Source organism: Arthrobacter sp. 147(2020) (assembly GCF_013116715.1).
Lineage (GTDB): Bacteria > Actinomycetota > Actinomycetes > Actinomycetales > Micrococcaceae > Arthrobacter_D.
On record NZ_JABFOM010000003.1, the window covers coordinates 189,942 to 200,377 of the forward strand.

A 10,436-nucleotide genomic window follows, 5' to 3' on the forward strand; every position below is an offset into this window, starting at 1 on the left:
AGACGAAAGTGAGCGTTCCCCTCGATGAACACTGAAGAAAAGTCACCGGCCGACGTCGTCATCGTCGGGGGTGCGCGAACCCCGCAGGGCCGCCTCAACGGGCAGCTGTCCTCCTTCACGGCTGTTGATCTGGGTGCCATGGCCATTGCCGGCGCTCTGGAAAAGGCAGGGGTTGACGCCGGCTCGGTACAGGCAGTCATTATGGGCCATGTGATCCAGGCCGGGTGCGGTCAGAACCCTGCACGCCAAACCGCGCTCAAGGCGGGCATCGGCTGGGACGTCCCCACCGTGACCCTCAACAAGGTCTGCCTCTCAGGCCTCACCGCCGTCATCGATGCCGCCCGGTTGATCCGGAGCGGCGAGGCGACGGTGGTCGTCGCAGGCGGCCAGGAGTCAATGACCCGCGGCCCGCACCTCCTGCCGGGATCCCGGCAGGGCTGGACCTATGGCAACATCCAGGCGATCGATTCGGTGGCCAATGACGGCCTCACCGACGCGTTCGACAACGAGTCGATGGGCGCGTCGACCGAACGGGGCAACGGCAGCCTTGGCATCAAGCGGGAAGATCAGGACGCCGTCGCTGCAGCATCGCACCAGCGCGCCGCAGCCGCCATGGAATCCGGTGTGTTCGACGTCGAGATTGTTCCGGTTTCTGTCCCCCAGCGCAAGGGGGATCCGGTGGTCCTCACCCAGGATGAAGGGGTTCGCCCGACGACGACAGTCGAGTCCCTGGCGGGGCTTCGCCCGGCCTTCGACAAGGCAGGGTCGATCACTGCAGGTAATTCGTCGCCGCTCTCCGACGGTGCCGCAGCACTCGTGCTCACCACCAGGGCTCACGCGGAGGAGCATTCGCTGACCATCCTGGCGGTCGTGGGGCAGCCTGGTCAGGTGGCCGGGCCGGATAACTCACTGCACTCGCAGCCATCCCGGGCCATCGAGCAGGCCCTTGGCCGCGCTGGCTGGGAAACCTCGGACCTTGACTTCGTCGAGATCAACGAGGCGTTCGGCTCGGTGGCGTGCCAGTCGCTGAAGGACCTGGACTATCCGCTGGAGAAGACCAACATCCATGGCGGTGCGATTGCCCTCGGGCATCCCATTGGCGCCTCGGGAGCGCGTCTGGCGTTGCACGCGGCGCATGAGCTGGGCCGTCGCGGCTCGGGCAAGGCTGCCGTGTCGCTGTGCGGTGGCGGCGGACAGGGTGAGGCGCTGCTCCTGTATCGCAACTAGGCGGCGAGGTGGTCACCCCGGGTCCGACAGCCCCGGTGATCACCTCAACCGGACACAAGGAAGCCCCGGACTCGTGGAGTCCGGGGCTTCTTTGTGTAGAGCTGAAAAGCCTACTTCAGGGTTACCGTCGCGCCAGCGGCCTCGAGGGATTCCTTGGCCTTCTCGGCAGCTTCCTTGGTTGCGCCTTCCAGCACAGCCTTGGGGGCGCTGTCGACAACGTCCTTGGCTTCCTTCAGACCCAGTGAAGTCAGGGCACGAACTTCCTTGATCACTGCGATCTTCTTGTCGCCTGCTGCTTCGAGGATAACGTCGAAGGAATCCTTCTCCTCTTCAGCAGCTTCGCCTGCGCCGCCGCCGGCGGGTGCAACTGCAACTGCAGCAGCGGTGACGTCGAAGGTCTCTTCGAACAGCTTGACGAACTCGGAGAGTTCGATGATGGTCAGTTCCTTGAAAGCTTCAATGAGCTCTTCGTTGGTGAGCTTCGCCATGGCGAGAGCCTTCCTTCCTATAGTGGTGCCGTGCATCGAAGGTGATGCCTGGTACCGGAGTTTGGTGGATGAAGAGAATTACTTCTCTTCAGGCGCTGCGGCAGCTTCGGGAGCGGCCTCTGACTCGGCGGCCGCGGGTGCAGCTGCTTCCTCTGCAGCAGGAGCGTCAGCGGCTGGCGTCTCTGCTGCTGCAGGCGCTCCACTTTCCTCCTCTTGCTTGATGCGCAGGGCATCGAGGGTGCGGGCAAGTGCCGCCATGGGTGCTTGCAGCACTCCGGCAACGCGGGCCAGCTGAAGTTCGCGCGACTCGAGAGCAGCGAGAGCCTTGACACCGGCTGCGTCGAGGGCTTTGCCCTCAAAGACACCGGTCTTGATGATGAGCTGTGGGTTGGACTTCGCGAAATCCGTGAGGCTCTTTGCCGCCGCGATGGCGTCACCCTTGATGAAGGCGATTGCAGTTGGTCCGGCAAGCTGGCTGTCGAACGCGTCGATGCCGGCTTCCTTGGCTGCAATGCCCGTCAGGGTGTTCTTGACGACAGCATATTTGGTGTCCTGGCCGAGTGAACGGCGCAGTTCCTTGAGCTGTGCGACAGTGAGCCCGCGGTATTCGGTTAGGACTGCAGCATTTGAGTCTTTGAAATCGGTGACGATTTCCTCAACTGCGCTTACCTTGATTGCGGTTGCCATAACCCTCCTTCCGGGGAATTGATGCCGGCTGTGACTGCCCCAATAAAAAACGCCCCGCGCAGATGCACGGGGCTTGATTCAAAACTACGGCCGGGCCGTCTATTTGAGAAGCTTCGTTCACCTGCGCTGGCCGCCCTGTTACGGGAACCTTCAGACGCATGCCCCGAACCTCACACAGGAAACCTGCAAGCTGAGGGTGGGATACGCATCGACCGACGGTCTTTGGTTCTTCAAGGGTACGTCACGGTCCGGAAAGTAGCCAAATCCCCTCGCCGGGCCGCGCCACTCGTGCGGCCCAGGCCAGGGAAGTGGCCTACTGCGAGGCTGTACCGCCGTCGCCGGGCTTCTTCTGCCACGCGGCGGTGTACCCGGCCGGGACGAATCCCATCTGGACGTTCACGGCCAGCATGTGGGCGTTCTCCTCGGCGTTCCAGGTGTAGACCCGCTGGGCGTTCGGCCATACCGCCGGCACGTCCAGAAGGTTCGCGGCCTTGAGCCACATACCCAACCGCCGGCCCCGGTGTGCCCGGAGAACCAGCGTGTCGTCCTGTGAGACCACCTCGGGTTTCGCCGGCTGGTATTCAAGGATGGTGTGACCGGCAAGCAACCCGGTGGCACGGTGGCGGACGGCCCTCACCAGGGAGAACCCGCCGGTTCGCAGCAGACGCTCCTCCCCCTCACGGATTCGTGCCGTATCCCACACCTCTTCCTCCCAGTCGAGATCCCCCATCGGCACATCGGTGCTCATCGTCTGGCGCAGGAGAGCGTACTGCTCCACCAGGTCGTCGGGGCAGTGATCCTGCCATCGCACCAGTTCGTAGTCCGGGCCTGCCGCGGCCTGCGCGGCCTGGGCAAGGGAATCCGCCTGGGGCAGGGAAGTCGCGAGATCCAGCACACTGCACCGGTCGATCTGCGCCAGCTGGAATCCGTTCCGCAGGGCCAGCGCAGTCGTCGCGCTGTTCCGGGGGAATGCTCCGGCGCCCGTAGCGGGGACCAGCACCTTGTCCGGCGTCAGATCAAACCCTGCTGGCTCGTCAGTCCACGCCATGATGGTCGAGCGGCCGATCCCTGCTGCGTGATCCTCAAGGGCGCGGTACAGCCGGGAGCCGATTCCCTGCCCGCGATAGTCGGGATGCACTTCAACGAACACGTAGCAGGTGCCTAGGTTGTCGGTCAGCGGGATATCGATGATGCCCTTCCCGACGACGCTGTGGCCATCGCGCGCCACAAACATCACGCGCTCCTCGTAGTCGCTGGGCTTCGAGGACTCATACCGCGCCTGAGGGCTGTAATAGTGGTCGTCATTCCCCCAGAGCACGCGCTCGATAAGGTTGCTCAGCTCAGCGGCGGCGATGAAATCCGCGGCGCCCGGAAGGTCAAGGGATGACGGGCGGGGGAGAACGTCGATGGTGATCGCTGAGGTTTTCATGATCAAAGTCTAGCCCAGTGATTGGCAACTGCCAATCACTAATTTGCCTGATGGACTCATTGATTAAACGGCGAAGGGCCGCAGCTGTGCGCTGCGACCCTTCACTTGTTCAGCAATGAAGCTGTGGATGCCGGACGGCGTCCGGTACCTTATGCGTCGGCAAGAACCTTGGTCACGCTTGGGTCCACGGTGATGCCGGGACCGAAGGTGGTGGAGACAGTTGCCTTCTGGATGTAGCGGCCCTTCGAAGCGGAAGGCTTCAGGCGCAGGACCTCTTCCAGTGCTACCGCGTAGTTCTCGGCGAGCTTCTGCACATCGAACGACACCTTGCCGATGATGAAGTGCAGGTTGGAGTGCTTGTCCACGCGGAAGTCGATCTTTCCGCCCTTGATGTCGGTGACAGCCTTGGTGACGTCGGCGGTAACCGTGCCGGTCTTCGGGTTCGGCATGAGGTTACGGGGACCCAGTACCTTACCCAGACGGCCAACCTTGCCCATGAGGTCAGGGGTGGCCACTGCGGCGTCGAAGTCGACCCAGCCGGCGGCAACCTTCTCGATCATGTCATCGGAGCCAACGAAGTCGGCGCCGGCGGCGATTGCCGCTTCAGCCTTTTCGCCGGTTGCGAAGACCAGGACGCGCTTGGTCTTGCCGGTGCCGTGAGGAAGGTTGACGGTGCCGCGGACCATCTGGTCTGCCTTACGTGGGTCAACGCCCAACCGGAATGCAACCTCGACGGTTGCGTCGAAGCTGGAGGGGTTGGTTTCCTTGGCCAGAACTACTGCCTCGAGCGGGGCGTACTGCTTGTCTGCCTCGATCTTGGCTTCGGCCGCCTTATATGCTTTGCTGCGCTTTGCCATCTGCTTTTTCTCCTTATGCAGTTGTGGTCTGCGGACCGCGCGGGCCCTGCCACACTCCGACGTCCGATTCCGCCTGACTGGCGGCCTAAGACGTCTACGTTTTGTTGTTTGGGGTGCACGGTGAATTGCTCTGCCGTGCGGTGGGTGGAAAGGGTTAGCTTTCTACCGTGATGCCCATTGAGCGGGCGGTGCCAGCGATGATCTTGGCAGCAGCCTCGATGTTGTTGGCGTTGAGGTCTTCCATTTTCATGGTGGCGATCTCGTTGACCTGGTCCTTGGTCAGCTTGGCAACCTTGACGGTGTGCGGCGTGGCCGAGCCCTTGGCAACTCCGGCAGCCTTCTTGATGAGCTCGGCGGCTGGAGGGGTCTTGGTGATGAACGTGAATGAGCGATCCTCATACACAGTGATTTCAACGGGGATGACGTTTCCGCGCTGTGATTCTGTCGCAGCGTTGTACGCCTTGCAGAATTCCATGATGTTGACGCCGTGCTGGCCAAGTGCTGGACCAATGGGGGGCGCCGGGTTGGCAGCGCCTGCATTGATCTGCAACTTGATCAGGCCGGAGACCTTTTTCTTGGGGGCCATGAAGGGTCCTTCTTTCACATTACGTCCACAGGACAGGAGCGTCCCATGGGTTGTTGGTCACCATGGCGTGATGACCTACCGCACCACCTGGGCTAAGCCGGCCCTGGCGGTACGAAGCTTGGTTACTGCAGCTTGGTGACCTGGCTGAACGAAAGCGTCACCGGAGTTTCGCGTTCGAAGATCGATACCAGGACAACAAGCTGCTGGGACTCCGGCTTGATCTCGGAGATGGTCGCCTGCAGCGTCTCGAATGGGCCTTCGTTGACCGTGACCGGCTCGCCGACCTCGAAGTTGACCGTTGCTGGGGTCAGCTGGTTCTTCGCTGGCTTACCGGATTCGGGGTCGGTGTGGACAACCGTGTGTTCCAGCATGGAGAACACTTCACCCAGGCTCAGCGGGACGGGGTTGTGGGCGTTGCCCACGAAACCGGTGACTCCCGGGGTGTGGCGGACGGCGCCCCACGATGCGTCAGTGAGGTCCATGCGCACCAGGACATAACCCGGGATGCGGACCCGGTTGACGATCTTCCGGGTGGTGTTCTTGATCTCCACCACTTCTTCCATCGGCACCTGGATCTCGAAGATGTGCTCTTCCATGTCCAGGGTCTGGATGCGGGTTTCGAGGTTCGCCTTCACCCGGTTCTCGTACCCGGCGTAGGAGTGAATGACATACCAGTCACCCTCCTGGCGGCGGAGCTTGGCCTTGAAGGCTGCTACCGGATCTTCGGCCTGGACTGCTTCTGCAGCGGCCTCGTCAGCTTCAAGAGCGTCGCCGTCAGCGGCATCTCCTTCAGCAGCGTCTTCGGACGAGGAGGCACCGTTGTCGTCAGAGTCGTCGGAGGAGGCGTCCGCAACAGCGGCACCCTCACCATCGACGTCGTCTGCAACGGTCTCGGTCTCGCTATCTGCCGGGGCATCACTGTCAACCGGGGTCGTTTCGACACCGGAATCAGCTACCTGATCCTCGTTCTCCAGATCATCCTCAACAGAAGTGATCTGCCGTTCGAGTTCTTGCTCGGACACCTAGCCGCCTGCTTTCTAAGATTCATCAGCTTCGTTTACTGCATTACCGTGCGGGTCCAGCTATGCGCCGCCGAAGACCCACACCGCAGCCGTCCCGAACAGGAAGTCCAGGGCGGTCACGATCAGCATCATGATGATCACGAAGACCATCACGGTGATGGTGTACCGCACGAGTTCCTTGCGGGTCGGTACGACTACCTTCTGGAGTTCAGAGATAACCTGCCGCACGAAGAGGATGATCCGGCCGAAGAAGCCCCGCTTGGGAGCCTTCTTGTCGGAAGGGCTACCCTGTGAGCTGCCCGCAGCCGTTTCGGTCACCTTCAACCTCTTCCATCTGTGTCGGTTTCTGAAGTCCGCAAAGGACTTTATATTTACGCCTAATGCGCAGGGCAGACAGGACTCGAACCTGCAACCTGCGGTTTTGGAGACCGCTGCGCTACCAATTGCGCCACTACCCTATGGAGAGAATCCGCCGATCCCGCTGCGCTGGCGCAGGCATGGACCATCATGGCGATTTCAACACCGAGGAACAAGTCTACGCAATCACTGCCCCAACGTCGAACCGGCGTGCCTTGGCTTCCGGAGCAGGCCCAGAACGCGGCTACCGCCTAAGCTGGGATGACGTCACAGTCCACAGCACATCGACCCTAAGGGAACACTATGACTGCCACCCCTGACGCCACCACACCTGATGCCCCGGCCACGCCTTCGCGGCGAATTTCGCAGCGGATCGCTGCGATCGCGGAATCGGCCACCCTGGCGGTCGATGCGAAGGCCAAGGCACTCAAGGCTGCGGGCCGGCCTGTCATCGGGTTCGGTGCCGGTGAACCCGATTTCCCGACCCCTGACTACATTGTCCAGGCAGCGATCGACGCCGCCCGGCAGCCACGCTTCCATCGGTATTCCCCTGCCGGGGGCCTCCCCGAACTGAAGCAGGCCATTGCCGAGAAGACCTTCAGGGACTCGGGTTACACAGTCGATCCGTCCCAGGTGCTGGTCACCAACGGTGGCAAGCAGGCCGTGTACGAGTCCTTCGCCACCCTCCTCGACCCGAATGATGAGGTACTGGTACCCACCCCGTTCTGGACCACCTATCCCGAGGCCATTCGGCTGGCTGGCGGTGTTCCGGTGGAGGTCTTCGCCGGACCGGAGCAGTCCTACCTGGTCACTGTCGACCAGCTGGAGGCGGCACTGACCCCGCGCACCAAGATCCTGCTGTTTGTTTCCCCCTCCAATCCCACGGGCGCGGTCTACAGCCCGGAGCAGGTCAAGGAGATTGGTGACTGGGCTGCCGAGCGGGGGCTGTGGGTGGTGACTGACGAGATTTACGAGCACCTCACGTACGACGGCGTCCCCTTCACCTCGATTGCCACGGCCTCTCCCGCCATCGGGGATCGGATGGTGATCCTCAACGGGGTTGCCAAGACCTACGCCATGACCGGTTGGCGGGTGGGCTGGATGATCGGACCGAAGGACGTGGTCAAGGCGGCCACCAATCTCCAGTCCCACGCCACCTCCAACGTGTCGAACGTGCCCCAGATGGCCGCGCTGGCCGCCGTCGCCGGCCCGCTGACCGCGGTGGATGAGATGAAGGTGGCGTTCGACCGGCGCCGGAAGGCAATGGTCGAGGGCCTCAACGCGATCGACGGCATCGAGTGCCCGGTCCCGAAGGGCGCCTTTTACGCCTACGCCGACGTGCGCTCACTGCTGGGTCGCGAACTGGCCGGTGTCCGGCCGGCGACGTCGGCGGAGCTCGCGGCGCTGATCCTCGACAAGGTTGAGGTTGCGGTGGTTCCGGGTGAGGCCTTCGGGCCCAGCGGTTACCTTCGCCTCTCCTACGCCCTGGGCGATGCCGACCTGGCCACCGGCGTCGGCAGGCTCCAGGAGTTCCTCGCGACCGCCCGGTAGCGCTTAGAGGTGTCGAACGTGGCCGTCACAGCAGGCGCCGCTCCGCCGCCCACCGAGTGAGTTCGTGGCGCGAGGACAGCTGCAGTTTGCGGAGCACCGCTGACACATGGGTCTCGACCGTCTTGATGGAGATGAATAGTTCCTTCGCCACCTCCTTGTAGCTGTACCCGCGGGCGATCAGGCGCATCACCTCAAGCTCACGGGCGGAAAGTCGGTCGAGCTCACTGTCCACCGATGCCACCGCCGCAGTGCCGAAGGCGTCCAGCACAAACCCGGCCAGGCGGGGCGAGAACACAGCATCGCCTGAGGCAACCCGGAGGACGGCGTCCGAGATTTCGGCGCCGGAGATGGTCTTGGTGACATAACCGCGGGCACCGGCCCGGATGACGGTGACCACGTCCTCGGCCGCGTCCGAGACGCTCAGCGCCAGGAACTGCGTTCCGGCCAGCAGCGCCGTGCACCCGGCGATCACCTCGGCTCCACCTCCACCGGACCCGCCGGGCAGATGCACGTCCAGCAGGACAACCTGTGGCCGGTGCTCGTGAATGGTGGCAATTGCCTCGGCCACCCCCGCGGCTTCGGCCAGTACGGTGATTCGGCTGTCCAGGTCAGCGCGCAGCCCGGAACGGAAGATGGCATGGTCATCAACCACCACAACGGTGACCGGCTCCTGGGTAGTGTTCACTGCGCTCCATCCGCGACATTTTCGGGCATAACCAGTTTAACCTCGGTGCCGTCGGCGTTGCTCCTGATGGAAACGTCGCCGCCGTGGCGGTGCATCCTGCTGTACAGGGAGACCCGTATTCCCATCCGGTCAGCGGGAACCGCGTCAGGGTCGAAGCCGCTCCCCCGGTCCCTGACAAAGATGGTGGAACCGGTGGGACCCGCCTCAAGGTAGACGGAGATATTGCCGCCGGCGTGTTTGGCAGCGTTCAGGACCGCCTCCCTTGCTGCCTGCGCCAGGACTTCCTGCTGCGCCGACAACTCGGTATCGCCCACTACCACCACGTTGATCGGGGTGCCGTAGCTGTCCTCGATCTCAGCCGCCATAGCGCGGATTCGTTCGGCAAGGTTCCCGGACTGGTGGGTGGCGTCGGCGTACAGCCAGTTCCTCAACTCCCGTTCCTGGGCACGGGCCAACCGGATGACGTCCTGCTCCGAGCCTGCCCGGTTCTGGATCAGGGCGAGGGTCTGCAGCACCGAATCGTGGAGATGGGCGGCTATTTCCGCCCGCTCGGTCTCCCGTGCCCGCCCTGATCGCTCGGTTTCGAGATCCCGCCAGAACTTCAGCCCCCAGGGCGCCAGCACCAGGAAGACGCCGGCCAGTACGGCACCCGTCGCAATCAGGGTGGACCAGGTGATCTCCCAGGCAATGGAACCGGAGACGAGGATCAGCACTCCGACGGTGACCAGCAGTAGCCCGGCGACGAGACGCGCCAGGCCACCGGCCTGCGAGGCGCCGGCGCGGTTCATCAGGCCAGCGCGGCGGCTCTCATCCAGCTGGGTCCAGGCCAGGACAGCCCCGGCCGCGACTACCCCCACCGGGAGCAGCGTATCCAGTGGCAGGTTGGCGCCGAGCTGCTGGGCAATCGCCACCGCCGCGACCAGCAGGAGCGCCGTGCCCAGCAGTACCTCACGTTTGCCGATCCAGGACTGGGTGCCGTTCTGGAGACCGTCCGGCTGGCCAGTCGTCGCCGCGCCGGTGCCCTCCGCCTGCTCAGGGGGCTTCGGGAAGGTCAGGCGCGGACCTACCGGGGTGGGTCCCTTGCGGAGCTGTTCTTCCTGGGTAGGAACCAGCACCCACAGCCACCCGTACAGGAAGATCCCGGCCCCGCCGGCGAGCGCCAGGCCCACCATCCCGATCCGTGCCACGTTCACGCTGACACCGAGGTGGGCGGCCAGTCCCGCGCAGACACCGGCGATCATCGCGTCGTTGGAACGGAGCAGGGCTTCTCGCATACCCCCAATCCAAACACGATCACTGCCGCGTCGGGGTGGGATTCAGGGAAAGACCCGCACCGTTCAGGGGCAGGTCAGGGTAGGCCCCGATAGCAACCGCCCTCTACGGCCGACAGGATTGAGGTATGAACTCGCATCAGGACCCGAATGATCCCCGGCCGGAGCAAACGCCGGAAACGCCACAGGACCCCGGTGAGTCCTCGACCGGGGAACCACCCTCGTCGCGCGGGAGGACTGGGGACGACCCCGCTCCCCCAACTCTCCCCGCCGGGC

Annotated in this window: 11 protein-coding genes and 1 tRNA gene; 2 read left to right on the top strand and 10 right to left on the bottom strand. The window is 63.6% G+C overall.

The window, feature by feature from the left end; genetic code table 11:
* Nucleotides 1-24: 24 nt before the first annotated feature.
* A complete protein-coding gene (locus HMI58_RS04385) occupies nucleotides 25-1,227 on the top strand; it encodes an acetyl-CoA C-acetyltransferase (RefSeq protein WP_171583888.1) in 1,203 nt (400 codons plus the stop codon).
* Nucleotides 1,228-1,337: 110 nt separating this feature from the next.
* Here the strand turns inward: HMI58_RS04385 and rplL are convergent, their stop codons facing one another.
* From rplL to HMI58_RS04425, 8 genes are all read right to left on the bottom strand, one after another.
* Entirely contained in the window at nucleotides 1,338-1,715 is a 378-nt protein-coding gene (gene rplL / locus HMI58_RS04390) for a 50S ribosomal protein L7/L12 (RefSeq protein WP_171583887.1), read from the bottom strand.
* A gap of 78 nt (nucleotides 1,716-1,793) precedes the next feature.
* Nucleotides 1,794-2,402, bottom strand: a complete 609-nt coding sequence (gene rplJ, locus HMI58_RS04395) for a 50S ribosomal protein L10 (protein ID WP_171583886.1) — start codon at nucleotides 2,400-2,402, stop codon at nucleotides 1,794-1,796.
* Between the two features lie 313 nt (nucleotides 2,403-2,715).
* Nucleotides 2,716-3,831 (bottom strand): GNAT family N-acetyltransferase, encoded by a 1,116-nt coding sequence (locus HMI58_RS04400; RefSeq protein WP_171618265.1) that lies wholly within the window; start codon nucleotides 3,829-3,831, stop codon nucleotides 2,716-2,718.
* 149 nt (nucleotides 3,832-3,980) lie between these two features.
* Entirely contained in the window at nucleotides 3,981-4,688 is a 708-nt protein-coding gene (gene rplA / locus HMI58_RS04405) for a 50S ribosomal protein L1 (RefSeq protein WP_171583884.1), read from the bottom strand.
* A gap of 154 nt (nucleotides 4,689-4,842) precedes the next feature.
* Entirely contained in the window at nucleotides 4,843-5,274 is a 432-nt protein-coding gene (gene rplK, locus HMI58_RS04410) for a 50S ribosomal protein L11 (protein ID WP_171583883.1), read from the bottom strand.
* Between the two features lie 122 nt (nucleotides 5,275-5,396).
* Nucleotides 5,397-6,296 carry a transcription termination/antitermination protein NusG gene (gene nusG, locus HMI58_RS04415; protein ID WP_171618266.1) on the bottom strand — a complete coding sequence of 300 codons (900 nt, stop codon included), beginning with the start codon at nucleotides 6,294-6,296 and terminating at the stop codon, nucleotides 5,397-5,399.
* Nucleotides 6,297-6,356: 60 nt separating this feature from the next.
* On the bottom strand, nucleotides 6,357-6,614 hold the full coding sequence (secE, locus tag HMI58_RS04420) for a preprotein translocase subunit SecE (protein WP_171618267.1): 258 nt from the start codon (nucleotides 6,612-6,614) through the stop codon (nucleotides 6,357-6,359).
* Between the two features lie 67 nt (nucleotides 6,615-6,681).
* Nucleotides 6,682-6,754, bottom strand: a tRNA-Trp gene (locus tag HMI58_RS04425).
* A gap of 202 nt (nucleotides 6,755-6,956) precedes the next feature.
* Here HMI58_RS04425 and HMI58_RS04430 point away from each other — a divergent pair.
* A complete protein-coding gene (locus HMI58_RS04430) occupies nucleotides 6,957-8,204 on the top strand; it encodes a pyridoxal phosphate-dependent aminotransferase (RefSeq protein ID WP_171618268.1) in 1,248 nt (415 codons plus the stop codon).
* A 25-nt stretch (nucleotides 8,205-8,229) separates the two neighbouring features.
* Here HMI58_RS04430 and HMI58_RS04435 read toward each other — a convergent pair whose 3' ends face one another.
* Nucleotides 8,230-8,889, bottom strand: coding sequence for a response regulator transcription factor (locus HMI58_RS04435; RefSeq protein WP_171583879.1), 660 nt, complete (start codon nucleotides 8,887-8,889; stop codon nucleotides 8,230-8,232).
* Entirely contained in the window at nucleotides 8,886-10,163 is a 1,278-nt protein-coding gene (locus HMI58_RS04440; RefSeq protein ID WP_171618269.1) for an ATP-binding protein, read from the bottom strand. The genes HMI58_RS04435 and HMI58_RS04440 overlap by 4 nt, the downstream gene beginning before the upstream one ends.
* Between the last annotated feature and the right edge of the window lie 273 nt (nucleotides 10,164-10,436).

Coding starts and splice junctions, on each gene's coding strand:
- HMI58_RS04430 (WP_171618268.1), top strand. CDS start 6,957: ATGACTGCCACCCCTGACGCCACCACACCTGATGCCCCGGCCACGCCT.
- rplL (WP_171583887.1), bottom strand. CDS start 1,715: ATGGCGAAGCTCACCAACGAAGAGCTCATTGAAGCTTTCAAGGAACTG.
- rplK (WP_171583883.1), bottom strand. CDS start 5,274: ATGGCCCCCAAGAAAAAGGTCTCCGGCCTGATCAAGTTGCAGATCAAT.
- rplA (WP_171583884.1), bottom strand. CDS start 4,688: ATGGCAAAGCGCAGCAAAGCATATAAGGCGGCCGAAGCCAAGATCGAG.
- HMI58_RS04385 (WP_171583888.1), top strand. CDS start 25: ATGAACACTGAAGAAAAGTCACCGGCCGACGTCGTCATCGTCGGGGGT.
- HMI58_RS04400 (WP_171618265.1), bottom strand. CDS start 3,831: ATGAAAACCTCAGCGATCACCATCGACGTTCTCCCCCGCCCGTCATCC.
- HMI58_RS04440 (WP_171618269.1), bottom strand. CDS start 10,163: ATGCGAGAAGCCCTGCTCCGTTCCAACGACGCGATGATCGCCGGTGTC.
- rplJ (WP_171583886.1), bottom strand. CDS start 2,402: ATGGCAACCGCAATCAAGGTAAGCGCAGTTGAGGAAATCGTCACCGAT.